We start from the raw sequence: 26124 nt of genomic DNA, 5'->3' as shown, positions 1-26124 counted from the left end.
GCGAGCGTGAGCACCCGTCTCAGGATCCGGACTCAGTACTTCTTCCAGGGGCTGACGGTGTCCGTCGGCCGCGTCGGGTCGTGGAAACGCGGCTTGTCCAGTTCGTCGCGGCGCAGCGGGACGAGACCGTCGGTGATCGCCTGCATGATCTTGGCGTGCGCGCGGACTCCGGCGCCCGGCCGCTCCGGCTCGACCTCCGACAGATCCACCGGATCGCCGAAGTGCACCTTGAACCGCGGCCGCCGCATGGGCGCGCTCAGCCCGGACTTCGCGAGCGGCACCAGATCGGCCGGGCCGTTGACGGTCTCCGTGCCCCAGTACACGGCTTCGTGCGCGCCCCACTGGCTGATCGGGATCACCGGCACCCCGGCGGCCAGCGCGAGCCGCGCCGCGCCGGTCTTGCCGCGTTCCGGCCACAGACCGGGGTCGTGGCTGATCCGGCCCTCGGGGTAGACGATCAGCGGGTCGCGGGTGGTCCGCAGGGCTTCGGTGGCTTCGGCGAACTGGCCGATGGCCGTCGACGCCTGTTTGCGGTCGACCCGCAGGTGACCGCTGAGCCGCAGCGCGGGGCCGATGACCGGCGCGTCGAGGATGCCGCCCGCCAGCATGAACCGCGGATTGATGCCGATCCGCTTGCAGGCGGCCATCAGGACGAACGCGTCGAAGACGCCGATGTGGTTGGCCGTCATGAGCAAGGGCCTGCGGCGCAGTTCGGCCGGGACACCGCCGGTCACGGTGAGTTTGCCGACGAAGTTGACCAGCCCCCGGTCGATGTTCAGCATCGTGCGCCAGATGGCCGGGGCGCGGCGAGCCGAATTCTCATCCTGATGCAGCGCGAACATGGGGCAGAGCATGTCATGGCCCGCTTTTCACCCGGATGGCCGCTCAAGCTGTGACCTGAGACGAATGTTCCGGATGTGCTCCGAGTGGCAGCCGGGGCTGGAGGGCCGAGGCGGTTACCGTGGAGACATGGCTAGCGGGTCGACGACCAGGAAACGGAGTACGGCGCGAAGCGGCGGCAGCAAGGGGCCGGCGCGAAAGCCGCGTACCCCGGCGAAGCCCAGGTCAACGGCTGCGAGGAAGCCCGCTCCACGGCGTCCGGCGCCGCGGAAGAAGTCGTCCGGCACGTTCGCGAAGGGCGTGCGCGGCACCTGGAACCTGCTCGCGAAGGGCCTCGGCACCCTCGCGCGGACGGTCGGCCGCGGCCGCGAACTCGAACCCGAGCACCGTCGCGACGGTCTCGCGCTGGGCCTCATCGCCCTGGCGCTGGTGATCGCCTTCGGTGTCTGGTGGCGGGCCGCGGGCCCGATCGGCGGCTGGGTCGAGGTCGGTGCCCGCTCGCTGCTGGGCGCCGGGGCCGTGACGCTCCCGCTGGTGCTGACCGTGGTCGCCGTCGCGCTGATGCGGTCGGAACCGATGCCGGAGGCCCGGCCGCGCATGGTCATCGGCACCCTGCTGGTGGTCCTGGCGGTACTCGGCCTGCTGCACATCTTCACCGCGCTGCCCGAGACCAACGACGGCCGGATGTACGCCGGCGGGGTGATCGGCGCGTTCTCCGGCGGCCTGCTGACCATGGGGGTCACCACGTGGGTCGCGGTGCCGTTGCTGGTGCTGGCGCTGCTGTTCGGCACGCTCGTGTTCACCGGGACGCCGGTCCGGGAGATCCCGCACCGCCTGCGGAACTGGGGTCTAGACCCCGAAGAGATCGAAGAGGCCGAGGCCGAGCGCAAGGCCATCCACGAGGAACGCGACGCAGTCACCGAAGCCGACCCGAAGTCGGTCCGCCTGCGGAAGCCGTCGCGACGCCGTCAGGCCACGGGCGACCAAGAGGGCGAGCAACTCGACATCGAGGCCGCGCTGGCCGAAGCGCCGACGCCGCTGCGCCCGCCGAAGCCCGCACCCAAGCCTGTCGAAGAGAAGAAGCCGAAGAGGGCCGAGGCGCCGCTGGCGGTCACCAGGACCGTCGAAGGCGACTACAAGCTCCCGCCGCCGGATCTGCTGAAGCTCGGCGACGCGCCGAAGTCCCGCAGCAAGGCCAACGACGCCATGATCGAGGCGATCACCGGCGTGCTGGAGCAGTTCAACGTCGACGCGCAGGTCACCGGCTTCACGCGGGGCCCGACGGTCACCCGGTACGAGGTCGAACTCGGCCCCGGCGTGAAGGTCGAGAAGATCACCGCGCTGACCAAGAACATCGCCTACGCGGTGGCGACCGACAACGTCCGGCTGCTGGCGCCGATCCCCGGCAAATCCGCCGTCGGTATCGAGGTGCCGAACTCCGACCGCGAGATGGTGCGCCTCGGCGACGTGCTGCGCGCGCCGTCGACGGTCAAGGACAACCACCCGATGGTCATCGGGCTCGGCAAGGACATCGAGGGCCATTTCGTCACCGCGAACCTGACGAAGATGCCGCACCTGCTGGTGGCGGGGTCCACCGGTTCCGGTAAGTCGAGCTTCGTGAACTCGATGCTGGTGTCGCTGCTCGCGCGGTCGACGCCGGACGAATGCCGGATGATCCTGATCGACCCGAAGATGGTCGAGCTGACCCCGTACGAGGGCATCCCGCACCTGATCACGCCCATCATCACCCAGCCGAAGAAGGCCGCCGCGGCGCTGGCCTGGCTGGTGGAGGAGATGGAGCAGCGCTATCAGGACATGCAGGTCAACAAGGTCCGGCACATCGACGACTACAACAAGAAGGTGCGCTCGGGCGAGATCACCGCGCCGCCCGGCAGCGAGCGCGTCTACCAGCCGTACCCGTACATCATGGCGATCGTCGACGAGCTCGCCGACCTGATGATGACCGCCCCGCGCGACGTCGAGGACGCGATCGTCCGGATCACCCAGAAGGCGCGTGCCGCCGGTATCCACCTGGTGCTGGCGACCCAGCGGCCGTCGGTCGACGTCGTGACCGGCCTGATCAAGACGAACGTGCCGTCGCGGCTGGCGTTCGCGACCTCGTCCCTCACCGACTCGCGGGTCATCCTCGACCAGCCGGGCGCGGAGAAGCTCATCGGTATGGGTGACGCGCTGTACCTGCCGATGGGGGCGGGGAAGCCGGTCCGCATCCAGGGCGCCTTCGTCGGCGACGAAGAGATCTCCGCGGTGGTGAACTTCGCCAAGGAGCAGGCGCAGCCGGACTACCAGGACGGCGTCACCGCGGCGAAGGCAGGCGAGAAGAAGGAGATCGACTCCGACATCGGCGACGACCTCGACGTCCTGCTGCAGGCAGCCGAGCTGATCGTCACCTCGCAGTTCGGCTCGACGTCCATGCTGCAGCGGAAGCTGCGGGTCGGCTTCGCCAAGGCCGGGCGCCTGATGGACCTGCTGGAGAGCCGTGGCGTCGTCGGGCCTTCGGAGGGCTCGAAGGCCCGTGACGTGCTGATCAAGCCGGAGGAACTGGAGTCGGTGCTGTTCATGATCCGCGGCGGCGGGGACGCCAACGGCGGCGACGTCTCCGACGACTGACGGACCCCTCGTGGTCGGTTCTCAGGCCCGGTCCGTGAAGGCCTCCTTGCCTACCTTGAGGGTAGGCAAGGAGGCCTTCACTANCTGGAGTCGGTGCTGTTCATGATCCGCGGCGGCGGGGACGCCAACGGCGGCGACGTCTCCGACGACTGACGGACCCCTCGTGGTCGGTTCTCAGGCCCGGTCCGTGAAGGCCTCCTTGCCTACCTTGAGGGTAGGCAAGGAGGCCTTCACTACCTCTGGAGCCGCCACGCTCGTGTCGTCCGGTCACTCACGAGGCTTTTCAAGGACCGATGCAACGGACCGGAGCCTCCGCTACGTCCAGAGCACGTGGACCTCAAGAAGCTGCTCGTCGTCTTCTGCGCCTTGGTCGGCCTCGCCTGCGGAGCCGGCAGCTCCGCCGCGCGCGAAGAACCCGCCGCGAGCCGGGCGCCGGTGGCCCAGCCGGCTCCGGTACAGCAGCCTGTTCGAGGAGCCGTCGAGCTGGGGGAGACCGTCGACCTCAAGGCCGGTGAAACGACCGAGGTCGCGTCGAAGGACGTCAGCATCCGCTTCGCCCGCCTGGTGTCCGATTCCCGCTGCGCCGAGGGAATGGTCTGCGTCTGGGAAGGGGAGGCCGTGATCGAGCTGGCATTGGCCGAACCGGGACGCGGTGAGCGGACGACGGCGGCCCTCGCCTCCACCGGACGTGGTGGCAGGCAGTCCGTCGAGTTCGCCGCCTGCCGGGTGGACCTGGTCGCCGTGAGTTCGGGGGGCGACCAGGTCACCCTGCGGGTGTCCAAGGCCTAGCGAGTGACCGGATGGACGACACGCGAAACCGTCACGACTGCCTCACCGGAGCGGGTTGCCCCAGCCGTCGAGATACGCCACTTCCGACACCGGCACCCGCGCCGCCGGTTTGAAATCCGGCACCGTCGTGTAGGCGACCGGCAGCAGCCCGACCTGCGTGACATCCGCGGGGATGCCGAGGATTTCGGCCGCCTCCGCCTCATGGGCCAGGTGGTACGTCGTGAGCGTCGAGCCGAGGCCGCGTGACCGCAGCGCCAGCTGGAAGTTCCACACCGCCGGGAAGATCCCGCCGTAGAACGCGGCGTCGGCCGCGTTGTCACCGCTGGGCCTGCCGGTCAGGCACGGGATGACGAACACGGGCACCCGGTCGATCACGTCGATCAGGTGCTGCCCCGACGCGAACGCCCGCGCCACCGAAGGCTCGGTGATCGCTTCGCCCAGCGCCGCCGCGTTCGTCTCCAGATATGCCTTCCCGACCCGCCGGAACAGCTCCGACAGCCGGTCCTTCACGCCCTGATCCCGCACCACGAGCCATCGCCACGCCTGCTGGTTGCCCGGCGTGGGTGCCTGGAGCGCGAGCCGGAGGCACTCTTCGATCACCTCGGGTTCCACCGGCCGGTCCAGGTCGAGCTTGCGGCGCACCGCGCGCGTCGTGCTGAGCAGGTGGTCGGTGACCGAGGTGTCCATGAGCCGCCTTTCAGAGATGTTGCGCGAGGAAGCGGTCGATCAGTTGGCTGATCGGTTCGAGGTCCTCTTCCAGCGCGAAATGCCCGGTGTCGAAGAGGTGAACCTCCGCCGAGGGAACATCATTCCGGAACGCTTCGGCGCCCGCAGGGACGAAGAACGGGTCGTTGCGCCCCCACACGGCGAGTACGGGCGGCTGGGCTTCGCGCAGCCAGGCCTGGAATCGCGGGTACGCGGGCGGGTTGTTCCGGTAGTCCCAGAACAGGTCCAGCATCGCCTCCGCCCGTCCGGGCAGGCCGAGGAAGTACTGGTCCAGCAGGTGGTTCGCGGGATCGATGGTCTCCGGATCGCGGGCGCCGCTGTACTGGAACCGGATCTGCTCCGGTTCGAGGATCGCCTCGAACCCGCGCCGCGCCTCGGTTTCGTCGGTCAGGGAAGGGAAGTCCGGCATCGCCGGGCCGAGCCCTTCGACGTAGGCGTTGCCGTTCTGCGTGATCAGCGCCGTGATCTGGGACGGGCGCGAGACGGCCAGCCGCAGGCCGGTCGGGGCGCCGAAATCGAAGACGTAGAGCGCGTAGCGGCGCAGCTCCAGCGCGTCCACGAAGTCGCCGATCACTTCCGCGAGCCGGTCGAAGGTGAAGGTGAAGCCCTCGGGCGTGACGGTCTGCCCGAAGCCGGGCAGGTCCGGCGCGATGAGCCGCCACCGGCCGGCGAGACGGCGCATCAGCCGCACGAACTGGTGTGAAGACGTCGGGAAGCCGTGCAGCAGGAGCAGCACGGGTGCTTCGGGGTCGCCTGCTTCGCGATAGAAGACCTCGACGTCGCCGAGTTTGACGGATCGGTGCCGGATGGCGGCCATGGACGCTCCCTAATGGTTAAAACTGTCTCGAACCATTAGTACCTGATAGTGTCAAGGCATGCTCGATCTCGACTCGCTTCCCGGTGACGATCTCGCGGTGAACCTCGCCGACACCGTGATGCTGGCCGTCTCACCGCCGATCGACCTGCTCGACGACGGTCACGCGAAGTTCTGGGCGACTCAAGCGTTGCCCGAAGGTGCCCGGGCGCCTTCGGCCGAGCAGACGAGGCGCCTGCGTTCAGCGGTGCGTGAACTGCTGGAGGCGACAGTGGCCGCGCGGGAGCCCGAGGCGTGGGCGGTGGAGCGGGTCAACGCGGCCGCGGCGGCCGTCCCGACCAGCCCGCGGCTCACCGCCGAGGGAGCGGAGACGTCCTGGCATGGCGAGGACGGCGGCGAGATCGCGCTGGCCGTCGTGGCGGTCGCGGCGATCGATCTAGTGTCCGGGCCGCGTGCCGCTCAGCTGCGGCGATGCGGCGCGCACGACTGCTCGATGCTGTTCGTGGCGGCCAACAGCAGGCGGGTGTGGTGCACGCCGTCGCTGTGCGGCAACCGGGTGCGGGTGGCCCGGCACACGAAGAAGGGCTGAGTGGCGTTCCCAATGTCGCATTCGAGACGCTCAGCGACCCCAATGCGACATTGGGAACCGTGACCGCGAGGCTCTCCGGGCAGCTGAGGGCTACAGCTCCAGCAGCATCCGGCTGTTGCCCAAGGTGTTCGGCTTCACGTACGGCAGATCCAGGAACTCCGCGACACCCGGGTCGGCCGAGCGCCGCATCTCCTCGTAGACCTCCTGGGTCACCGGGGTGCCGTCGATCTCGACGAACCCGTGCCCGGCGAAGAAGTGGGTCTCGAAGGTCAGCACGAACAGGCGCTTCAGCCCGATCTCGCGGGCGAAGTCGATCAGCTGCGCCACCAGCGCGTGTCCGATACCGCGGCCCCTTGAGCCCTTGTCGACCGCGATGGTGCGCAGCTCCGCGATGTCCTCCCACAGCACGTGCAGCGCGCCGCAGCCGAGCACGTCGTCACCGTCTTCGACGACCCAGAACTCCTGGACGCTCTCGTAGAGGGTGACGAGTTCCTTCTCCAGCAGCACCGTCCCGGCGTCGGAATCGACCAGCGCCTTGATCTTGCGGACGTCCGCGATCCGCGCCCGGCGGACGGTGGGGCGGCGGTGCGGGAGCGGGTCTGAGGGCACGTCCACCATTAAGCCATCCCCGGCGCCCGGCCCGGCCGAGGGCTCGCCCGAGCGAGCGATCGCCGACCCCGCGGGCAGGCCAGCTACCCTAAGGCACGTGCCTTCTCCCACCACTGATCCTGTCGCCACCCGTCGCGTTTCCCTGTTGACCCTCGGTTGCGCCCGCAACGAGGTCGATTCCGAGGAACTCGCCGGACGGCTGGCGGCGGGCGGCTGGGAGCTCGCCGCCGAGCCCGAGGACTCCGACGTCGTGGTGGTCAACACCTGCGGCTTCGTCGAGTCCGCCAAGAAGGACTCGGTCGACACGCTGCTCGCGGCGTCCGACACCGGCAAGAAGGTCGTCGCCGTCGGCTGCATGGCCGAGCGCTACGGCAACGAGCTGGCCGAGAGCCTGCCCGAGGCCGACGCGGTCCTGGGGTTCGACCACTACGCCGACCTCGCCGAGCGGCTCGACGACGTCGTGGCCGGCCGCAAGGTCGAGTCCCACACCCCGTCCGACCGCCGCAAGCTCCTGCCGATCAGCCCGGTCCAGCGCCCGACCGCCGCCGAGTCGGTCGAGGTGCCGGGGCACGCGCAGCACGGCTGGGGCCCGCGCGTGCTGCGGACCAGGCTCGACACCTCCCCGGTGGCCGCGCTGAAGATCGCCTCCGGCTGCGACCGGCGCTGCTCGTTCTGCGCGATCCCGTCGTTCCGCGGGTCCTTCGTGTCCCGGCAGCCGGACGAGATCGTCGCCGAGGCGATGTGGCTCGCGGAGAACGGCGTCAAGGAGGTCTTCCTCGTCTCGGAGAACTCCACCTCCTACGGCAAGGACTTCGGCCGTGACGGCGCCCGCGCGCTGGAGCTGCTGGTCCCGCGCCTGGCCGCGGTGCCGGGGATCGAACGTGTCCGCGTCTCGTACCTGCAGCCCGCCGAGACCCGTCCCGGCCTGGTCAAGGCCATCGCGACCACGCCGGGCGTCGCCGACTACTTCGACCTCTCCTTCCAGCACTCCAGCGAGACCGTGCTGCGCCGCATGCGCCGCTTCGGCTCCACGGACTCCTTCCTCGCGCTGTGCGACCAGATCCGGGAGTACTCGCCCAACGCCGGTATCCGCACCAACGTCATCGTCGGCTTCCCCGGCGAGACCGAGGAGGACCTCGCCGAGCTGGAGCGCTTCCTGACCGGCGCGCGGCTGGACGCGGTGGGTGTCTTCGGGTACTCGGACGAGGACGGCACCGAGGCCGAGACCTTCGACGGCAAACTCGACGAGTCCGTGGTGGCCGAGCGGGTCGCGCGGATCTCCGCGCTGGTCGAGGAGCTGACCTCGCAGCGGGCCGAGGACCGGATCGGCGACTTCGTCGACGTCCTGATCGAGCAGGCCGAGGACGGCGAGGACCCGATCGGCCGCGCCGCGCACCAGGCCCCCGAGGTCGACGGCGAATGCGTCCTGATCGAGACCGAGGATCTGCCCCCGCTGGCGGTGGGTGACTTCGTGCGCTGCGAGGTCGTCGACTCCGAGGGTGTCGACCTGATCGTGCGGCCCGCGCCGCCCGAGGCCGACCGGTGAATGCCGCCCCGAGCGACGCCGGGGCCGGTGAGGGGACGGGTGGTGAGCACGCCCGGGTCCCCGAGGCCACCCCGGTCCCGACGCTGAACCTGGCGAACCTGCTCACGATGTCGCGGCTGGTGCTGGTGCCGCTGTTCGTGCTGGCGCTGTTCACCGGCGACGGGGCGGACACCTTCTGGCGCGCGATCGCCACCGCGCTGTTCGCGATCGCGTCGTTCACCGACCAGGTCGACGGCTGGGTCGCGCGCAAGTACGGGCTGATCACCGACTTCGGTAAGATCGCCGACCCGATCGCGGACAAGGCGCTGATCGGCGCCGCGCTGATCGGGCTGAGCGTGCTCGGCGAACTGGGCTGGTGGGTCACCATCGTGATCGCGATCCGCGAGATCGGCGTGACGCTGCTGCGGTTCTGGGTGATCCGGCACGGCGTCATCCCGGCCAGCCGGGGCGGCAAGGCCAAGACGCTCGCCCAGATCGCGGCCATCACGGCGTACCTGCTGCCCCTGCCAGAGGCCGCCGAGCCGGTGCGCTGGGTGCTGATGGGGCTCGCGCTCGTGCTGACCGTCGTGACCGGGCTCGATTACGTCGTGCGCGCGGTCCGGCTGCGCGCGGCCGGAAGGCGTGCCGCGGGCGCATGAAACCTGAGACCTTGATCACTCACCTGATCGAGCGGGGGGAGACGGTGGCGACGGCCGAGTCGCTGACCGCTGGTCTGGTCTGCGCGACCCTGACCGAGGTACCCGGTTCGAGTGCCGTCGTCCGGGGTGGACTGGTGGTCTACGCCACCGACCTCAAGGCGAAGCTGGCCGGAGTCGACGAAGACCTCCTCGCCGCGCAGGGCGCCGTCCATCCCGAGGTCGCGGCGCAATTGGCCGCCGGCGCCCGTGATCGATGCGTTGCCACGTGGGGGCTCGGCTTGACCGGCGTCGCGGGTCCGGACGGGCAGGACGGCGTCGCGCCGGGCACCGTCCACGTCGGCCTCGCGGGCCCCGGGGTGCTCACCGTCCGCACATTGGACTTGAGCGGTGATCGAGCCGCGGTCAGGGCCGGGGCGGTCTCGGGCGCGTTCGCCCTGCTGGGGGAACATCTCGCATGATCGCCGCGTTCGCCCTTGGCGTATTGCCGTGTCAACACCTGCGCCCGGGGCACCGCTCTGGGTAACGTAGGGGGTAGTCAGTCCTGGAAGGGAGGCGCGTGATGACCGTGCTGTTGCGCGAGGCGATCGGCGACCGGCTCCGACACGCCCGCACGAACCAGCGTCGAACGCTGCGGGACATCTCCCGCGCCGCCAGGGTGAGCCTCGGCTACCTGTCCGAGGTCGAGCGCGGGCAGAAGGAGGCGTCCAGCGAGCTGCTGGCGTCCATTTGCGAGGCCCTGGACCTTCCGCTGGGCGAACTCCTGCACAAGGTCGCGGCGGACGTCTCGGCGATGGACAACGTCGAGGTCGCCCCGGTGGACGAGAAGGTCGAAGCGGGCAAGCGGCGCGCTCCGGAGCGGGAAGGCACCGAAGCGGGCGAGCTCGAAGGCGGCCGCCTGGTGTCCGAGCTGATCGGCAACGACCTGGCCGACCTGCGGATCTCGCCGCCGCCGCGGATGAGCCCCGCGCTGCGGACGACGATCTCCGCACCGAAGATGGTCGCCGCCTAGCGACGCTGTGAACGGCAAAGGCCCCAGGCAGTCCGCCTGGGGCCTTTCCCGTCAGTTGTCGAACGTGCCCGCCTGGTAGGAGCCGCCCTTGGTGTGCGTGATGACGAGCAGCCGGTTGGCGGCGTTGATCATCGCGACCAGGTAGATCAGCGCGGCGACCTGGTCGTCGTCGTAGTGCTCGCGCACCTGGGCCCAGGTCTCGTCGGAGACGCCCTGGTGCGCGTCGGCGATGCGGGTGCCTTCCTCCGCGAGTGCCAGCGCGGCCTGCTCGGCCTCGGTGAACACCGTGGATTCGCGCCAGGCGGCGACCAGGTTGACGCGGACCGCGGGTTCGCCTGCGGCCGCCAGGTCCTTGGCGTGGGCGTCGACGCAGAAGCCGCAGCCGTTGAGCTGGCTGGCCCGCAGCGACACCAGTTCTTGGGTGACCTTCGGCAGGGTCGAGCCCTTGATGGCCACGCTGACGTTGGCGAAGCGCTTGCCGAGCTTGGCGCCGAGCTCGTTGCTGTTCAGATCGAATCGGGAATCCATGATCGTCCTCTTTCGTGGTCGTCTGCTGAACCGGACGACCACCAGATGCCGGCGGCCCGGCGCCGCTGACAGCACCAGGGCGTGACGTGTGTCACGGCACTGACATGTCAGAAATCGAGGGGACGCGGCGTCCGGTGGTGGCACCTTCGCCGAGAACAGGAGCCGTCCATGTCCGACACCGCCACGGAGGCGTTCGTCGCCCACCGGAACCTGCTGTTCACCGTCGCCTACGAGATGCTCGGCTCGGCCGCCGACGCCGAAGACGTCCTCCAGGAGACGTGGCTGCGCTGGTCGGGCGTCGATCTCGGCACCGTGGAGAACCCGAGGGCGTACCTGGTCCGCATCACCACCCGGCAGGCGCTCGGGAGGCTGCGCACGCTCGGCAGGCGCAAGGAGTCCTACGTCGGCCCGTGGCTGCCCGAACCCCTGCTCACCAGCCCCGACGTGGCCGAAGACGTCGAACTGGCCGACAGCGTCTCGATGGCCATGCTGCTGGTGCTCGAGACCCTCACCCCGACCGAACGCGCGGTGTTCGTGCTGCGCGAGGTGTTCGACGTGCCCTACGCCGAGATCGCCGAAGCTGTCGGCAAGACCCCGGCCGCGGTCCACCAGATCGCCCACCGGGCGCGGGCGCACGTCGCCGCGCGGAGGCCCCGTGGTGCGGCGTCGCCCGGCGAGACCAAGGGCGTGCTCGACGCGTTCCACCGAGCGGTCCGGACCGGTGACCTGCAAGGACTGCTGGACGTCCTCTCGCCGGACGTCGTCTTCCTCGGCGACGGCGGCGGAGTGGCGCAGGCCCTGCTGGAGCCCGTGGTCGGCGCCGCGCTGGTCGCGCCGCTGCTGGCCGCGAGCCGTCCGGTGCGGGACGACGCGGCGACGATGCGGACGGCGCAGGTCAACGGGTATCCCGCGCTGATCCTCCGGCTCGGTGACGAGGTCGACACCGTCGTCGCGCTGCGGGTGGAGGACGGGCTCATCACCGGGCTCTACGCCGTGCGCAATCCCGAGAAGCTGTCACGCATGGACGAGGAGACCGCGCTGCGCCGCTGACGGAGGGCCGAGCCGAAAGGTCGCGGACATCACAGTCAGGGGGATCCCTGAATTCCGTCGGGGTCGCCTGGAACGCGGGACGCCGACCTGACACGATGGAACTCAACGCCGGGGTCGGGACGTTGCAACATCACAGAGGGGACGCCCCACCTCGAGGTAACAGCCCGTGGGATGCGAGAAGGCAGGCGGAGGAGATGGCCAACCCGTTCGTGAAGTTCTGGAAGTACATGATGGCGGCGTTCTCGTCGAAGATCGACGAGCACGCCGACCCGAAGGTACAGATCCAGCAGGCCATCGAGGAGGCGCAGCGCAACCACCAGGCGCTGACCCAGCAGGCCGCCTCGGTGATCGGTAACCAGCGTCAGCTGGAGATGAAGCTGAACCGCCAGCTCGGCGACGTGGAGAAGCTGCAGGCTTCGACCCGCCAGGCGCTGGTGCTCGCCGACGAGGCGCGTGCCAAGGGCGACGAGCAGAAGGCGACCGAGTTCGAGAACGCGGCGGAGAGCTTCGCCGCGCAGCTCGTCACCGCCGAGCAGAGCATCGAAGACCTCAAGACCCTGCACGACCAGTCGCTTCAGGCTGCGGAGCAGGCGAAGAAGGCCGTCGAGCGCAACGCGACCATGCTGCAGCAGAAGCTGGCCGAGCGCACCAAGCTGCTCTCGCAGCTGGAGCAGGCGAAGATGCAGGAGCAGGTCTCCGCCTCGCTGAACCAGATGAGCCAGCTGGCCGCGCCGGGCAACACCCCGTCGCTGGAAGACGTTCGCGACAAGATCGAGAAGCGCTACACCACCGCGCTGGGCTCGGCCGAACTCGCACAGAACTCCGTCCAGGGCCGGATGATGGAGGTCCAGGCCTCCACGACGCAGCTCGCGGGGCACTCGCGGCTGGAGCAGATCCGCGCGTCCATGAAGGGTGACTCCGTCGCCCAGGTGACCGACGGCAAGACCGCCGCCGCGCCGGCGAAGGGGTCGAGCTCCGCGGACATCCAGCGTGAGATCCAGGCACGGGTTCAGGCCGAACAGGGCAAGAACCCCGCCTGACACACCAACGGGAGCCGGTCCCGCACCCCGCGCGGGTGCGGGACCGGTCTCACCAGAAGACAGGGGAGAGGGCAATGGGCCAGGGCAGGCGCAAGGACTTCGGGGAGTTCACCGCCAAGCTTGAGAAGCACATCGAGAAGCTGCCCGACTACGCCCAGCGCGCGCAGGAGAAGCTGCAGCGCTACATCCCGCCCTCCGAGCAGGGTTCTTCGCGGCCCGCTCAGCCGGCGCCGCCCAAGCCGCGCCCGCAGATGCCCGCGATGCCTCCCATGCCGAAGATCTCCCAGCAGCTGACGTCGATGGCCGCGGGCCAGATCCCGGTCGTCGCCGACGCGAAGGCCAAATGGGCGCGCTGGAACGAACCCGCCGCCAAGCTGGAGCGCCGCAAGCGCCGCACCTCGCGGGCGCTGACGTTCTGGATCCTCCTCACCTTCCTTTGTGGACTGTTCGCCGTCGTCGCGGGCACCGGCCTGTTGAAGGACGGCCAGGCCGACGTCCTCCAAGCCATCGCAAGCGGCGCGTTCGCCGTCATCTTCGGCACTTTCGGGGTCAAGTCGGGGCTGCGGCTGCGGGAGCTCAAGCGCACCGTGCTGCCCGCGGCGCCCGCCGCTCCGCCGCCGTTGCCTCCGGCGCGGTCCGTCGCGCGGGAGCCGATGGAGCGCCTCGCCGAGAGCGAGGCTTCGCTGGCGGAGCTGCTTCGCCAGCTTTCGCAGCCGACGTCGCTCGGCACCATGCCGGTCTCGGAGATCGCCGTCGCGGACGCCCGGACCACCGCCGCCGAGGCCGCGCAGGCACTGCGCGGGCTGGCCGGCCGTATCCAGGCCATCGAACGCGGACGTGACGCCGCGCCCGAGCGGGAACGCGGCGCCCTCGACGCCGCCGTCAAGCAACTGCGCGAGCAGCTCGACGACGGTCTCGACGGCTACGGCGGTCTCGTCGCGGCCGCCGGCCACACCGTCGCCGCGAGCTCGGACGGCATGACGTCGTCCAAGGAGCAGCTCTCCGACGCGACCGACAAGCTCGCCGGCCTCGCGATGGCCCTGCGCGAACTGTCCTGACGCGTAACTCGCGTGTTTGGAGCCGTATCTCGCGTGTTTGGAGCCGTATCTCGTGAGTTACGCCTTCAAGCACGCGAGTTACGGCTTCGATCACGCGAGTTACGGAAACGGGTAGGCTCTGAGCAGGCGCTTTCCTGGACCATCGTCTCATTCGTCGTCGCTAATACTCCATTGCGTAACGACATGCTCACTGTGTGATACCGAAACGCTCGCGTAACCCGAAACCGCTGGTGAGGGCGACCCGCGATGCCTAACGTTTCCTACATGCACGCAGTGCTCTTCCCAGCTCGGGCCTGAACCCAGCCCGCGTGAGCGGGCGTCCCAGGGTGGCGGACCGGACACAGTGGATCTCGCGCAGTGGTCTTTCTCGTCCCCACCGAGGAAAGGACGCCCAGTGACGACGCTCCCCGCGGAACCAGAACCGACCCCCGCTCCTCCTCCCAGTGCCTATCAGCGCGTCATCGCCGCCTACGACCGGATCGTCGAGGTCGACCGGCCCGACGTCTGGATCACCTTGCGCCCCGTGGAAGACGCCCTCGTGGACGCGAAGGCGGCCGACGAACGTCTTCGCGCGGGCGCGGACCTGCCGCTCGCGGGAACGTTGGTGGCGGTGGCCGACGACATCGACGTCGCCGGTGCCACCTCCGTCTCCCGGCTGACCGCGGCCGGCGCCGTCGTGATCGGCAAGACCAACTGCGACCGGTTCGGCAGCGACCTCGAACACACCCGCAGCCCGTACGGCGCCGTGAGCGCCGCGCTCAACACCGAGCGGGTCTCCGGGAGCGCGAGCAGCGGCGCGGCCGTCGCCGTCGCGCTCGGCCTCGTCGATCTGGCGGTCGGCACGGACACGGCCGGTGCGGGCCGGGTTCCCGCTTCCCTCAACGGGATCGTCGGGTTGAAGCCGACGCTGGGGCTCGTGCCGAAGACCGGCGCCGCGCCGTGCGGCGGGATCGCCGTCTTCGCCCGCAGCCTCACCCTGGGACAGCGCGCCTTGGGGCTGATGACCGGTCCCGACGGGATCGACCCGCTTTCCCGCGACTGGCCACCGGACGTCCGGCTGTCCGCGGGCGACCGGCCGCGGGTGGCGATCCCGGGTTCCGGCACGCTCACCGGTCTGTCGCTGCAATCCCGGTCCGCTTTCCTCGGCGCGGTTTCGGCACTGCGGGCGTCCGGTGCCCGGGTGGAGACGGTGGAGGTCTCGGCGCTGCTGACGGTGGGCGGGTTGATCCACGACGACGGCTTCACCGCCGACCGGGTGCGTGTCGCCGAGGCCGGGATGCTCGCGCTCCGGATGCTGTCGGAGTACGACGCCCTCGTGCTCCCGACGGTCGCGGATCATCCCTCGGTCGCCGAGGCACTGTCCGATCCGGACGGTGTGGCGAAACGGCTGGAGCGGTTCACCGCGTTCGTCAACCTGCTCGACCTCGCCGCGGTCACGGTGCCGTCGTCGCCGTCGGATCTGGGGCCGTACGGGGTTTCCGTGGTGGTGCGGCCGTTCGACGACCAGGTCGCCATCGACCTCGCCGCCGTGCTCACCGACGAACAGGCCGATTTCCCTTATCCCGCACCGGGTGCGGATCTCGTGGTGTTCGGCGCGCAGCTGCGCGGCCAGCCGTTGAACGGAAGCCTGGTCGCCGCGGGGGCCCGGTTCACCGGTCTGGTCCGGACCGGCGAGGGCTATCGGATGTTGTTGCTGCCCACCGATCCACCCCAGCCGGGAGTCGTGCCGGTGAGCGCCACGGGCGAGCACACGATGCTTTCGGGTGAACGCTGGCGGCTCTCGCCCGCCGCGCTCGGTGCCTTCGCGGCGACGCTGCCAGCCCCGTTCGTCCTGGGCCGGATCCGGTTGGAGCACGGGGAAACCCCGCTGGCGGTCCTGTGCGACCAGTCCGCCGCGGCGACCGCGACGGAGCTGACGAGATACCAGTGCTGGCGTGCCTACCTGAGGTTCGTCAGTACGGCCGGGCCGCGAGACCTCGGGCGACCCGCTTGACCAAACCGGGACCGTGCAGGGCGAAACCGGTGTAGAGCTGGACCAGTCCGGCGCCGGCGTCGAGCATCCGGGCGGCGGCGCCGGCGTCGAAGATCCCGCCGACGCCGATGATCGGCAGCTTGCCGCCGGTCTCGTCGTGCACGAACCGCACCACTTCGACCGAGCGCGCGGTGAGCGGGCGGCCGGACAACCCGCCCGCCTGCTCGCCGACGGCCGCTTCGGTCGGGGCGATCCCTTCGCGTGACAGCGTCGTGTTGGTAGCGATCAGCCCGGCGACACCGTGGTCGATGCAGACCTCCAGCAGCTCCGCGAGCGCTTCGTCGGTGAGGTCGGGGGCGACCTTCACCAGTACCGGCGTCGGCTTCGCGTCCCCGGCGAGTTCGGCCGAGGTCTTCCGCAGCTCGGCGAGCAGCTCGGCCAGCGCGGACTTGTCCTGCAACGCCCGCAGCCCCGGCGTGTTCGGGGAACTGACGTTGATCGCGAAGTAGTCGGCGTACGGGTACAGCGCCCGCAGCGAGAACCGGTAGTCCTCGACGGCCTCGTCGAGCGGGGTCACCTTGGACTTGCCGATGCTGACGCCGAGCGGCACGGGCGGCTTCCCGGTCGCGGCGAGGCGGGCGGCGAGCGCCTCCGCGCCCTCGTTGTTGAAGCCCATCCGGTTGATCACCGCGTCGGTCTCGGCGAGGGTGAACAGCCGCGGTTTGTCGTTGCCCGGCTGCGGATGCCGGGTGACCGTGCCGACCTCGACGAAGCCGAAACCGAGGGCGGGCCAGGCATGCAGGGCGCGGCCGTTCTTGTCCATTCCGGCGGCGAGGCCGACCCGGTTCGGGAAGCGGAGCCCGAGGAAGGTGACCGGATCGTCCGTCCGGTAGACGCGGCCGAGCGCGGCGAGCGCGGGGGAGACCCGGCTCAGCCTGGCGAGCGTGCCGATGGTGCGTTCGTGCACGGTTTCGGGGTCGCGGCCGGAGACCCGGTAGAGCGCGGGGCGGACGATCTTGTCGAAGAGCACGGTCCCATCATGCCTGGTGGCCGACGTGTCACGTGATCCCGCTCGCCTTACGCCCGTGGCTACATCTTCCGGGCCGAGACGGACGTCTCACGATGCCTGAAGACGGATCACGCGCGGCTCGCCTTCCACTCGTCTTCGAGCATCGCGAAGACGAGTTCGTCACACCACTCGCCCTTCACGATCTCGTTCTGCCGCAGATGCGCTTCCTTCTTCATGCCGAGGCGTTCCATCAGCGCGGCGGACGCGGTGTTGCGCCCGTCACAGCGGCCGATGATCCGGTGCAGGCCGAGGTCTTCGAACCCGAGCCGCAGCACCTCGACGGCTGCCTCCGCGGCGAGACCCTTCCCGTGGTGATCGGGATGGAAGACGAATCCGATCTCGCCCTGCCGATGCTCGCTGCTGAGGTATTCGAGGTTCAGGTCGCCGATCAGCTGACCGGTCTCGGTCAGTTCCGCGGCCACCGCGAGGAACTGGCCTTCCTTGGACAGGGTGCTGCTGTGCACCCGTTTGGCGAGCGCGGCGGCGGATTCGGCCCGGCTGCGCGGGCCCCAGTAGAGGTAACGGGCGACGTCGGCGCGGGACTGGAAGGAGTTGAGTTCGTCGAGATCCGCCGGCGTGAAGGCACGGAGGGTCAAACGCTGGGTGATGATCGGGAAATCGGGCCTCAGCATGGCGTCAGGCTATCGGAGTCGGCGAGGTTCCTGTGGCGGAATCGCGGCGGACGGCACACCCGGGAAATAGGGGTACCCCCGAGGCGGCTCCCGGACGCCGGAATCGGCGGCCGGGCCCGAGCCGGACCGGTGCTCGGGAACCTCGGGGGCCCGGTGACTGCCTGGTATTCGCTATCAGGCATCACGCGAAGCAGAGACGACGAGCCGAAGGTGGCTCCAACTTGCGTTGTATCGCTGCTCTGAAGTCCTACGCGTGGGGTCCGCTAGCGGACAGCCACCTCACGAGTCCTGTTGGAATACAACTTTGGACCACCTCCTCTCTCGTGTACCGCCACGCTATGCGAGGAGATCGGGGTCCTGCAACAAGATTTCTTCGATCTCCGTCACCAGGGCGGTCTTGTCCGCCGACGGCAGAAAAGAGGCGTCCACGGCATTCTTCGCGAACAGGGCGATTTCGGCCGCCGTCAGGCCCAGGGTCTCGGCCACCGCCACGTACTCGCCGTCGAGGGTGGCGCCGAACATCGGCGGGTCGTCGGTGTTGAGCGTGACCAGCACGCCGTGATCGAGCAGCCGTCGCACGGGGTGCGCCGCGATCGACGCGAACTGCCCGGTCCGTACGTTCGACGTCGGGCAGACCTCCAGCGGGATCCGTTGCGCGGCAAGGTATTCCATGAGCGCCGGGTCGGTGTGCGCGCCGACGCCGTGCCCGATCCGCTCGGCGCCGAGATCGTGCACCGCCGACCAGACGGTGGCGGGCCCGGTGGTCTCGCCCGCGTGCGGGACGCTGTGCAGCCCCGCCTCCCTGGCCGCGGTGAAGAACGGGGCGAACCGCGCGCGGCCGACGCCGACCTCGGGGCCGCCGAGCCCGAAGGAGACCAGGCCTTCGGGGCGTTCGCGGAGCGCGAACACCACCGTCTCCAGGCCCGCCACGACCCCTTTCTCGCCGGGAATGTCGAAGCACCAGGCCAGTTCCACCCCGTGGTCCGCCCGCGCCGCCGCCCTGCCGGTGGCGAGGCCGGTGAGGAGATCGTCCGCCGACATGCCGTCGAGGACGTGGTTGTACGGCGTCACGGTCACCTCGGCGTAGCGGGCGTTCTGCGCGGCGAGGTCGGCCGCCAGCCCGGTGACGAGGGTGTGGACGTCCCGGGCGTCGCGCACCAGCGACGTCACCGCCAGGTAGTTGCGGAGGAAATGCGGGAAATCGCGGAAGGTGAAGAACTCGGCGAGCGCCGACGGCTCCGTCGGCACCCCCGCGGACGGGCGGCGGCGGGCCAGTTCCAGCACCGTGGGCAGGCTCGCCGAACCGACGAGGTGGACGTGGAGTTCGACCTTGGGCAGGGCGTGCACGAACGCGCGCAGCGCCGTGCCCGTGAGGATTCCGGGCATGACAAAGCTCCCTGAGAGAAGAGAAAGGTGACGTGCGGAGGGGAGCGGGCGGCTCAGGGAGCGAGGTCGCCGCGTTCGGTGTCGGCCCCGTAGAGCGGGAGCTTGAACAGCGTCACGAGGCCAGCTTAGCCGCTCGGGGCGGGCCCGGACTGGCATTTCGGGCAGAACCACGTCGGCCTCGCCTGGTGCCCGGCGCCCTGGGGCGCGACGCGAAGCCGTCCGCCGCAACGGAAGCAACCCTGCTTGGTCCGCTCGTAGACCCAGTGCTCGCGGCCGCGGCGCAGATCGCCGGTGGTGGTCTGCGACGTGCGCCAGGCGTTGCTCTTCAGCAGCTTCCGGCCGAGCGCGACGACCTTCGCCGGGTCCACTTCGGACGCCGGTGTCCACGGCGTGACGCCGAGCAGGAAGCACATCTCGACCTTGTACATGTTCCCGATGCCCGCCATGATCCGCTGATCCAGCAGGGCATCGCCGAGTTCGCGGGCCGGATCCGCGGCCAGCGCGGCCGCCGCCCGTGCCGCGAGCTCGTCCGTCCACTGTGGATCGAGAAGATCCGGGCCGAGATGTCCGACCAAGCGGTCTTCCTCGTTCGTGGGCACGAGTTCCAGGTCGTGCACGCGGAAACCGATCGCCTGCAGATTCTCGGTGGCCAGGATGACCCGCGCCTGATGCGCCGGATGCCGCCAGCGCGCGCCCGCCCGGTAGACGTCCCACTTTCCGTCCATGCGCAGATGGCTGTGGAGGGTGAGGTCGCCGGAAAGGCGGGTCAGCAGATGCTTGCCGACCGTGCCGACACCGAGCACGTCGTGTCCGGCGAGATCCGTCGTCGCCAGCCGGGGGACCCTGAACTCGCCTCGCAGCAATGTCTTGCCCGCCAACGCCTTGTCGAGGACCTTGCCGGCGAGGAAGACGGTGTCGCCTTCGGGCATCGGACGTCAGCCCGTGCCGGTGTCGCTCAGCTTGGCGGGCGTCTCGGGCTCTTCTTCGCCGCGGACGCGATGCCGCCCGGCCCGGCTCGACCGCAGGACCTTCGCGAGCACCATGTTGAAAGTGAGCGCGATCTCCTGGGCGCCGGGGGAATGCCACTCGTGGATCGGGCTGCACGCGCCCTGTGCCTGCTGCACGGCGAGCCTGTCCGGGATGGCCGTCGGCATCACCAGCGGGCCGAAGTTCTCCCGCAGCTCGGCCACGCGGAACTGGTGCTCGTAGGAGCGCACGCGGAGCTTGTTGACCACGACGCCGATCGGCCGCAGCCCCGGGTTCTGCTCTTCGCGGATCTTCTCGATCGCGTCGAGCGCGCGGCGCGCGCCGGAGACGGCGTACATCGTCGGCTCGGTGACGATCAGGGCGCTGTCCGCGGCCACCAGCGCGGAGCGGGTCAGCCTGCCGAGCGACGGCGGGCAGTCGAGGATCACCAGTTCGTAGGGTTCCTCGCGCAGCGGGTTCGTGTGCAGCTCGTCGAGCGCGCGGGAGAGGTTCTCCAGGCGGCGGCTGTCGGCGTCGGGCTCGTTGAGCATCTCCAGCTCTTCGGCGCCGACGAGGACGTCGATCTGGTCGCTCCACACGCTGGGCGCGATCGCGCGTTCGAGCACCGAGCGCACCGGCGTCTCCAGGACGTCGGCCAGCGTGCGATCCGTGAAGGGCGGGTCCAGCGAGGTGGTGGCGTTGCCTTGCGGGTCGAGGTCGGCCACGAGAGTCCGGGCGCCCCTACGCAGCGCGGCGGACGCGACACCGAGGGCGACCGTCGTTTTGCCGACGCCACCCTTCAGGCTGAGAACAGCGACCGTGTGCACTCGATACAGCCTACGGGCAGTCGGCGGGGTGGCTCCTTGGCAAGGTGTCGAACACCGCATCGGACTACACCCGGCGGGCCGGCGAAGGCGGGCATTACCCTGTGCGTTTATGAAGACGGACACCGTGGCCACGCGGGGATCGGGGGCGGTTCGCCGGGTTCTCGAAGCAGAACTCCGGGCCGCACGGGCGCGAGGCGCGCAACAGCCGCACGTCGTCGACGTCGGCGGCGGCAGCGGCGGCTGGGCGGTGCCGCTGGCCTCGGCGGGTTGCCTGGTGACCGTGGTCGAGCCGAACCCCAACGCGCTGGCGACCCTGCGCCGCCGCGCCGAGGAAGAGGGCGTCTCCGGCAGCATCACGGTGATCGCCGACGACTCCGACGCGCTCGGCGCCCACGTCGCGGCGGGCTCGGCCGATCTCGTGCTCGCGCACGGGCTGCTCGAGGTCGTCGACGACCCGGCGCTCGTGCTCACCGCGCTGGCCGCCGCGGTCAAACCCGGCGGCGCGGTCTCGGTGCTGGTGGCGAACCGCCACGCCGCGATCCTGCAGCGCGCGCTGGCCGGACGCCTCGGTGAGGCACGGGAACTCCTCGCGGCCGGGAGCGGCGTCCTCGGCGGCGGCCGCGAGACCGTGCTGCGGCGCTTCGACGCGGAAGGCCTCCGCGCCCAGCTGGTCGCGGTGGGGCTCGAGGTGACCTCGCTGCAGGGCGACGGTGTCGTGGCGGACTTCGTGCCCGGCGGGGTGCGGGAAGAGGACCTGGCCGAGTTCGAGCTGGCGGCGGCTTCGGTCCCGCCGCTGCGGGACGTCGCCAGCAGGCTGCACGTCCTGGCCCACCGCCCCTGACCAGTCACGAGACTGTCGGTGGTCCGGGCTAGCGTCTGCCCGTGGGACGAAACGCTGAACTGCCCGGCGGGATGGCCCGCTACCGCGTGACGACCGGCGCCACCACCTGGCCCGACGACACCGGCTGCGGCCTGCTGCACGTCGACATGGACGCCTTCTTCGTGTCCTGCGAGCTGCGCACGCGCCCCGAGCTGGCGGGCAAGCCGGTGGTCGTGTCCGGCGGCGGGCCGAGGTCCGTCGTCGCGGCGGCGAGCTACGCGGCACGCGAGTTCGGCGTCCGGTCGGCCATGCCGTTCTCGACGGCCAAGCGGCTCTGCCCCCAGCTGATCTGCATCACGCCGACGCCGGGGCTCTACGGCGAGGTGTCCAAGGGCGTCATGGGGATCTTCCGCGAGCTGACGCCGCTGGTGGAGCCCCTGAGTCTGGACGAGGCGTTCCTGGACGTCAGCGGGGCGCTCAAACGGCTGGGCTCCTCGCCCGCGCGGCTCGGCGCCTGGATCCGGGAGCGGGTCGCCGCCGACTTCGGGATCAGCTGCTCGGTCGGCGTCGCGAAGGTCAAGTTCGTCGCCAAGCTGGCGTCCGGGATGGCGAAACCGGACGGCATGGTCGTCGTCCCGGCGGCCGAGACGCTCGCGTTCCTGCACCCGTTGCCCGTGTCCGCGCTGTGGGGCGTCGGCAAGCGCACCGAGGAGCAGCTGCGGCAGCAGGGCCTCGACACCGTCGCCGACGTCGCCGCCGCTCCGCTGTCCAGGCTGAGGCGGTCGCTCGGGCGGGCGCTGGGGGAGCATCTGTACGCGCTCGCGAACGGGCACGACGATCGCAAGGTGATCCCGGAGTCGCCGGACAAGTCGATCGGTGCCGAAGTGACCTTCGACGTGGATCTCCACGACCGCTCGGCGCTGGGGCTGGAACTGCTCCGGCTGTCGGAACGCGTCGCCGCCACCCTGCGCCGCCGGGGACTGCGCGGGCGGACGGTGTCGATCAAGGTCCGGTTCGCGGACTTCAAGACGATCACCCGCGCCAGGACGACGGCCGTCGGAGTGGATGTGGCCCGCGACATCCACCGCACCGCCGTCGAACTCCTCACCGAGCACGCGCCGACGGGCGCAGTCCGCCTGATCGGGGTAAGGGTCGAAGGGTTGGACACGGAGAGTGATGGGGAGCAGCTGCTTTTCGAGTCACCCGAACCCCGTTGGCGGGATGCGGAAGTCGCCGCCGACGTCGCGAGGTCGAAGTTCGGCGCCGCCGCGGTGCGGCCCGCGTCACTGCTGACCCCCCGTGACCAGTGACTTAGCCCGCTCGGCCGCCTCCGAGGGAGCCGAGCCGGGTGGTTTCGGGCAATTCGATCCCTACTGGATACGGGATCGGGTAGTCGGACGAGCGCGGGGCTCGTATCCTGGACAGAGACACCCCGCCTGGGGTTGTCTGTTGGGTCCATGACGTTGCGCGGCCCGGCGCCCGCGACAGCTGTGCCGGAGGAGGAAAGATGCCACTCTCCGAGCATGAGCAGCGGCTGCTCGATCAGATCGAGCGCGAGCTCTATGCCGAGGACCCCAAGTTCGCATCCACGGTGCGAGGCACCCGGTTGCGCCGCCCCGCCCGCCGACGGCGTTTGCAGGGCATCGCCCTGTTCGTAGTGGGCGTCGCACTGTTGGTGCTCGGCGTGGTGGTCAACATCCGGGTCGCCCAGATCCCCGTGATCAGCGTGCTCGGGTTCCTCGTGATGTTCTTCGGAGTCATGATGGCCGTCACATCGATTCGGCAAGGAGCCGAAACGGAAGGCGGTAAGGACAGCGGTGGCCCGGGGGCCGGCGGAGGTGGCGCCAAGGCGTCCCCGCGCCGGAGCTCGTTCACCCAGCGCATGGAAGAGCGCTTCCGCCAGCGCTTCGAGGAGCAATAGCTCCCACACACGCGAACATGCCGGCAGGGCGACGCCCGGCCGGCATGTTCGCGTTGTCGTGAGTGGGCAGGAACCCCGCAGCAAGTACGTGAAGGCCCCCTTCACTGCGCTAGACGCAATGAAGGGGGCCTTCACGTACTTGGGCGGCGGGACCGAACGCCCGCCGCAACCCGCGACGCCTACTTGCCTCGCCGCAGCGAGCGCGGGAACAGGCGGCCCTTCCACGACATCGGCGCGTTGCGCTTCAGGCTCTTGCGCACCTCGTAGAAGGCCGGGCCGAGCGCCTGGTCGTCCGCGGGCTGGTCCGAATACCAGGACCGCTCCACGACACCGATGACCGTCCGCAGGCCGGTGCGGCCTTCCTCGTCCAGACGGTGCTTCTCGACGACCTTCCGGCCCGCCACGCGCACCGTGTCGCCGTCGGAGAGCGGCAGGCCGCGGTCCGCGCATTCGTCCATCAGCTCGCGCCACGCCGCGTCGGCCGCGGCGGGGGAGCGGGACGCGATCTTCTGCAGCCGCAGCCGTCGCTTGATCTCCCGGATCGCCGTCGGCGTGCCGAGCCCGCCGAGGACGACGACCAGCACCAGCGCGAACCACCACGACACCCAGGCCGCCAGGAACGCGAACGCCGCGACCCACAGCCCGATGGCGATCAGCGGCAGCCAGTTCGTCACGTTCTGGTTGTCCAGGAACCCGTGTTCCGGTGCGGGCGAATCCGGGGAAGAGGACGGCCGCATCAGCGCCCGGTACCTCAACCGCGACCGCGCGATCGCGACCACGGTCAGCGCGGCCGCCAGCCCGCCGAGGATCCCGGCGAGGATCGCGGGCCACATCGGCTCTTCCTCCGGCTGGCCCGTGCCGCCGTCCGCGCCGAGGTCGGCGCCGGGGTCACGGGGCGTACCGGTGGCGGGGGCGCTCGACGCGGGCGCGCTCGGCACTTCCTGCGTGTCGTTCGTCGTGGAGCTGCCGGCGTCGTTCTGGAGGTACGGCGGGACGACCGCGCGTCCGTCGAGCAGCGGGGTCGGGTCGAAGCTGACCCAGCCCTTCGTCTGGAAATAGACCTCGACCCACGCGTGCGCGTCCTCGGAGGTGATCGAGAGGTAGTCGCCCTTCGAAGTGCCGGAGGTGAACCCGATGGCGACCCGCGACGGGATGCCGACCGCCCGCAGCATCACGGCCATCGCGGACGCGTACTGCTCGCAGAACCCGCGTTTGCCGTTGAGGATGAAGTCGGCCAGCGCGTCGGAGTCGGTGGCGTCCGCGGTCTTGGTGTCGTAGACGAAACCGTTCTGCGCGGTGAAGAACGACCAGAGCGCCTGCGCCTTGTCGAAGTTGTTGGTCTCGTTTTCCGTCAGCTGCTTGGCCTTCGCGACCACGCGGGGATCGACCCGGTCGACCTGGGTGAACTGCGGCGGCACCTCGGCCAGGCGGGCGTCGTCGAGCCGGAGCTGGTCCTTCGACGGGTTCTCGATGGACGCGGTCTCGGTGTAGGCGGGCGCGTTCTGCTTGGTCGTGGTGAACACGGCGCCGCCGACCGGGTCGTACAGCCAGTTGTCGGCCAGTCCGTTGAGAGCCCTCGGCGCCCCGTAGATCGGCAGCCAGTTGTCGACCCAGTTCGTCGGCTCGATCCGGATCTCCCGCGCGGGACCGGAGCCGTCGTCGCCAGGAGCGGGCGGAAGTCCCCTGTTGGCCTGCACGCCCTGCTGGGCGCGGCCGTTCTGCGCGAGCCCCCAGCCCTTGTTCGGCGTGTACGTGTCGAGGGTGAAGGCGCGCAGCAGTCGCTTGTCCGCGCCCATCCCGTAGACCTTGAACAGCTCCACGTTCTCGCCCTGGTCGAGCAGGCCGCGCAGCTGCGTGAACGGCTCGACGCCGAATCCGCCCGCGCCACCGCGGCCCGAGCCGGTCCCGCCGGGCAGGCTGCCGACCGTGCCGACCCCGGTCACGGCCGTGCCGATCACCAGCCCCATCGCGATCGCGGCGGCGACCACACCGACGGGGGCCGACAACGTGCTCGCCGAGTTGCCCAGCCCGGGCGCGTCCCGGTTGCGCCAGCGGCGATGCCGGTGGTTGCCGTCGACGGCGAGCAGGGCGGCGAACGCGGCCGCGCCGAGCAGGAACGTCCACCACGGCAGCATGTCCTCGGCCAGCGCGGCCGGGACGGCGTACACGCACAGCAGGACCAGGCCGGTCGCGGCGGGCGCGGCGGCGGCCACGGCCAGCGTGTCGACCAGGACCGCGACCAGGCCGATCGCGATGGTGATCAGGCAGAGGATCGGCGGGGTGCCCTCGACCGGCGGCAGGCCGACGCGGATCTGCTCGGCCGCCGCGGCGAGGACGCCGCCCAGTTCCCCGAACGCGTCCGGGCCGGGGAAGATCCGCAGGACGCCGCTGGTGGTGAACGCCCCGGTGATCAGCAGTAACAGCACCAGGAGCTGGGCCAGCCCGACGACGATGGTCGGCGAGCGCAGCGAGCGCAGGGCGAGCCCGGTCGAGGCGATCAGCACGACGGCCACCAGCAGGTAGCCGAACCACGCCCAGCCGGCGACGACGCCGGTCAGCGAGGTCGAGGCGAACAGCGTGGCGAGCCCGGCGGCGACCGGCGCGAGCACACTGCTCGTCCAGACCGGGGGCGGGGCGGCCGGTCGCGGTTGGGGGGTGTGCGGCCGG

At 70.3% G+C, this 26124-nt stretch carries 25 protein-coding genes; 14 read left to right on the top strand and 11 right to left on the bottom strand.

Annotated features, from left to right (window positions below):
* Positions 1 to 32 precede the first annotated feature (32 nt).
* A complete protein-coding gene (locus ACXIZN_RS21120; RefSeq protein ID WP_185927424.1) occupies positions 33 to 842 on the bottom strand; it encodes a lysophospholipid acyltransferase family protein in 810 nt (269 codons plus the stop codon).
* A gap of 298 nt (positions 843 to 1140) precedes the next feature.
* On the opposite strand from ACXIZN_RS21120, the gene ACXIZN_RS21115 reads away from it, so the two are divergent.
* Entirely contained in the window at positions 1141 to 3468 is a 2328-nt protein-coding gene (locus ACXIZN_RS21115; protein WP_457956408.1) for a DNA translocase FtsK, read from the top strand.
* A 330-nt stretch (positions 3469 to 3798) separates the two neighbouring features.
* Entirely contained in the window at positions 3799 to 4257 is a 459-nt protein-coding gene (locus ACXIZN_RS21110) for a hypothetical protein (RefSeq protein ID WP_457956407.1), read from the top strand.
* A gap of 42 nt (positions 4258 to 4299) precedes the next feature.
* Here the strand turns inward: ACXIZN_RS21110 and ACXIZN_RS21105 are convergent, their stop codons facing one another.
* Positions 4300 to 4944, bottom strand: coding sequence for a nitroreductase family protein (locus tag ACXIZN_RS21105; RefSeq protein ID WP_457956405.1), 645 nt, complete (start codon positions 4942 to 4944; stop codon positions 4300 to 4302).
* Between the two features lie 10 nt (positions 4945 to 4954).
* Entirely contained in the window at positions 4955 to 5800 is an 846-nt protein-coding gene (locus tag ACXIZN_RS21100) for an alpha/beta fold hydrolase (protein ID WP_457956403.1), read from the bottom strand.
* 58 nt (positions 5801 to 5858) lie between these two features.
* Here ACXIZN_RS21100 and ACXIZN_RS21095 point away from each other — a divergent pair, with 58 nt between their 5' ends.
* Positions 5859 to 6386 (top strand): CGNR zinc finger domain-containing protein, encoded by a 528-nt coding sequence (locus tag ACXIZN_RS21095; RefSeq protein ID WP_457956401.1) that lies wholly within the window; start codon positions 5859 to 5861, stop codon positions 6384 to 6386.
* A gap of 90 nt (positions 6387 to 6476) precedes the next feature.
* Here the strand turns inward: ACXIZN_RS21095 and ACXIZN_RS21090 are convergent, their stop codons facing one another.
* On the bottom strand, positions 6477 to 7004 hold the full coding sequence (locus tag ACXIZN_RS21090) for an amino-acid N-acetyltransferase (RefSeq protein ID WP_457956399.1): 528 nt from the start codon (positions 7002 to 7004) through the stop codon (positions 6477 to 6479).
* Between the two features lie 88 nt (positions 7005 to 7092).
* On the opposite strand from ACXIZN_RS21090, the gene rimO reads away from it, so the two are divergent.
* From rimO to ACXIZN_RS21070, 4 genes are all read left to right on the top strand, one after another.
* The gene (gene rimO, locus ACXIZN_RS21085) at positions 7093 to 8541 is read left to right on the top strand and encodes a 30S ribosomal protein S12 methylthiotransferase RimO (RefSeq protein WP_126737585.1); all 1449 of its coding nucleotides are present in this window, start codon (positions 7093 to 7095) and stop codon (positions 8539 to 8541) included.
* Complete coding sequence (gene pgsA, locus ACXIZN_RS21080) at positions 8538 to 9179, top strand: CDP-diacylglycerol--glycerol-3-phosphate 3-phosphatidyltransferase (RefSeq protein WP_457956397.1); 642 nt, start codon at positions 8538 to 8540, stop codon at positions 9177 to 9179. Before rimO ends, pgsA begins: the two co-directional genes overlap by 4 nt.
* Positions 9176 to 9637 (top strand): CinA family protein, encoded by a 462-nt coding sequence (locus ACXIZN_RS21075; protein ID WP_457956395.1) that lies wholly within the window; start codon positions 9176 to 9178, stop codon positions 9635 to 9637. The genes pgsA and ACXIZN_RS21075 overlap by 4 nt, the downstream gene beginning before the upstream one ends.
* Positions 9638 to 9738: 101 nt before the next feature.
* Positions 9739 to 10188 carry a helix-turn-helix domain-containing protein gene (locus ACXIZN_RS21070; protein WP_457956393.1) on the top strand — a complete coding sequence of 150 codons (450 nt, stop codon included), beginning with the start codon at positions 9739 to 9741 and terminating at the stop codon, positions 10186 to 10188.
* 51 nt (positions 10189 to 10239) lie between these two features.
* Here the strand turns inward: ACXIZN_RS21070 and ACXIZN_RS21065 are convergent, their stop codons facing one another.
* The gene (locus tag ACXIZN_RS21065; protein WP_457956391.1) at positions 10240 to 10716 is read right to left on the bottom strand and encodes a carboxymuconolactone decarboxylase family protein; all 477 of its coding nucleotides are present in this window, start codon (positions 10714 to 10716) and stop codon (positions 10240 to 10242) included.
* Positions 10717 to 10884: 168 nt separating this feature from the next.
* Between ACXIZN_RS21065 and ACXIZN_RS21060 the strand changes: the two genes are divergently transcribed.
* From ACXIZN_RS21060 to ACXIZN_RS21045, 4 genes are all read left to right on the top strand, one after another.
* Positions 10885 to 11766, top strand: a complete 882-nt coding sequence (locus ACXIZN_RS21060; protein WP_192745626.1) for an RNA polymerase sigma-70 factor — start codon at positions 10885 to 10887, stop codon at positions 11764 to 11766.
* A 194-nt stretch (positions 11767 to 11960) separates the two neighbouring features.
* Positions 11961 to 12806 carry a PspA/IM30 family protein gene (locus ACXIZN_RS21055; RefSeq protein WP_126737591.1) on the top strand — a complete coding sequence of 282 codons (846 nt, stop codon included), beginning with the start codon at positions 11961 to 11963 and terminating at the stop codon, positions 12804 to 12806.
* Between the two features lie 74 nt (positions 12807 to 12880).
* Positions 12881 to 13864, top strand: a complete 984-nt coding sequence (gene pspM, locus ACXIZN_RS21050) for a phage shock envelope stress response protein PspM (protein WP_457956389.1) — start codon at positions 12881 to 12883, stop codon at positions 13862 to 13864.
* A 394-nt stretch (positions 13865 to 14258) separates the two neighbouring features.
* Complete coding sequence (locus ACXIZN_RS21045) at positions 14259 to 15857, top strand: amidase family protein (RefSeq protein WP_457956387.1); 1599 nt, start codon at positions 14259 to 14261, stop codon at positions 15855 to 15857.
* Here the strand turns inward: ACXIZN_RS21045 and ACXIZN_RS21040 are convergent.
* The 5 genes from ACXIZN_RS21040 to ACXIZN_RS21020 all read right to left on the bottom strand — a co-directional run bounded on the left by ACXIZN_RS21040 (position 15817) and on the right by ACXIZN_RS21020 (position 20716).
* Entirely contained in the window at positions 15817 to 16866 is a 1050-nt protein-coding gene (locus ACXIZN_RS21040) for a quinone-dependent dihydroorotate dehydrogenase (protein WP_457956386.1), read from the bottom strand. The genes ACXIZN_RS21045 and ACXIZN_RS21040 overlap by 41 nt on opposite strands.
* Before the next feature lie 107 nt (positions 16867 to 16973).
* Positions 16974 to 17537 carry a GNAT family N-acetyltransferase gene (locus ACXIZN_RS21035; RefSeq protein WP_457956384.1) on the bottom strand — a complete coding sequence of 188 codons (564 nt, stop codon included), beginning with the start codon at positions 17535 to 17537 and terminating at the stop codon, positions 16974 to 16976.
* Between the two features lie 336 nt (positions 17538 to 17873).
* Positions 17874 to 18923, bottom strand: coding sequence for an adenosine deaminase (gene add, locus ACXIZN_RS21030; RefSeq protein ID WP_457956383.1), 1050 nt, complete (start codon positions 18921 to 18923; stop codon positions 17874 to 17876).
* A 125-nt stretch (positions 18924 to 19048) separates the two neighbouring features.
* Positions 19049 to 19852, bottom strand: a complete 804-nt coding sequence (locus ACXIZN_RS21025) for a DNA-formamidopyrimidine glycosylase family protein (RefSeq protein WP_457956381.1) — start codon at positions 19850 to 19852, stop codon at positions 19049 to 19051.
* 6 nt (positions 19853 to 19858) lie between these two features.
* Complete coding sequence (locus tag ACXIZN_RS21020; protein ID WP_063273758.1) at positions 19859 to 20716, bottom strand: ParA family protein; 858 nt, start codon at positions 20714 to 20716, stop codon at positions 19859 to 19861.
* A gap of 109 nt (positions 20717 to 20825) precedes the next feature.
* On the opposite strand from ACXIZN_RS21020, the gene ACXIZN_RS21015 reads away from it, so the two are divergent.
* From ACXIZN_RS21015 to ACXIZN_RS21005, 3 genes are all read left to right on the top strand, one after another.
* Positions 20826 to 21557 (top strand): methyltransferase domain-containing protein, encoded by a 732-nt coding sequence (locus ACXIZN_RS21015; RefSeq protein ID WP_457956379.1) that lies wholly within the window; start codon positions 20826 to 20828, stop codon positions 21555 to 21557.
* 71 nt (positions 21558 to 21628) lie between these two features.
* Positions 21629 to 22846 (top strand): DNA polymerase IV, encoded by a 1218-nt coding sequence (gene dinB / locus ACXIZN_RS21010; protein ID WP_457960569.1) that lies wholly within the window; start codon positions 21629 to 21631, stop codon positions 22844 to 22846.
* Positions 22847 to 23043: 197 nt separating this feature from the next.
* The gene (locus ACXIZN_RS21005; protein ID WP_457956378.1) at positions 23044 to 23457 is read left to right on the top strand and encodes a DUF3040 domain-containing protein; all 414 of its coding nucleotides are present in this window, start codon (positions 23044 to 23046) and stop codon (positions 23455 to 23457) included.
* A 179-nt stretch (positions 23458 to 23636) separates the two neighbouring features.
* Here the strand turns inward: ACXIZN_RS21005 and ACXIZN_RS21000 are convergent.
* On the bottom strand, positions 23637 to 26124 hold a 2488-nt coding region (locus tag ACXIZN_RS21000; protein ID WP_457956376.1), incomplete at its 5' end, for a transglutaminase TgpA family protein.

This window comes from Amycolatopsis sp. TRM77291 (genome assembly GCF_054166285.1).
The sequence above is the reverse complement of the archived record's forward strand: the minus strand, read 5'-3'. Positions and strand labels throughout refer to the sequence as shown.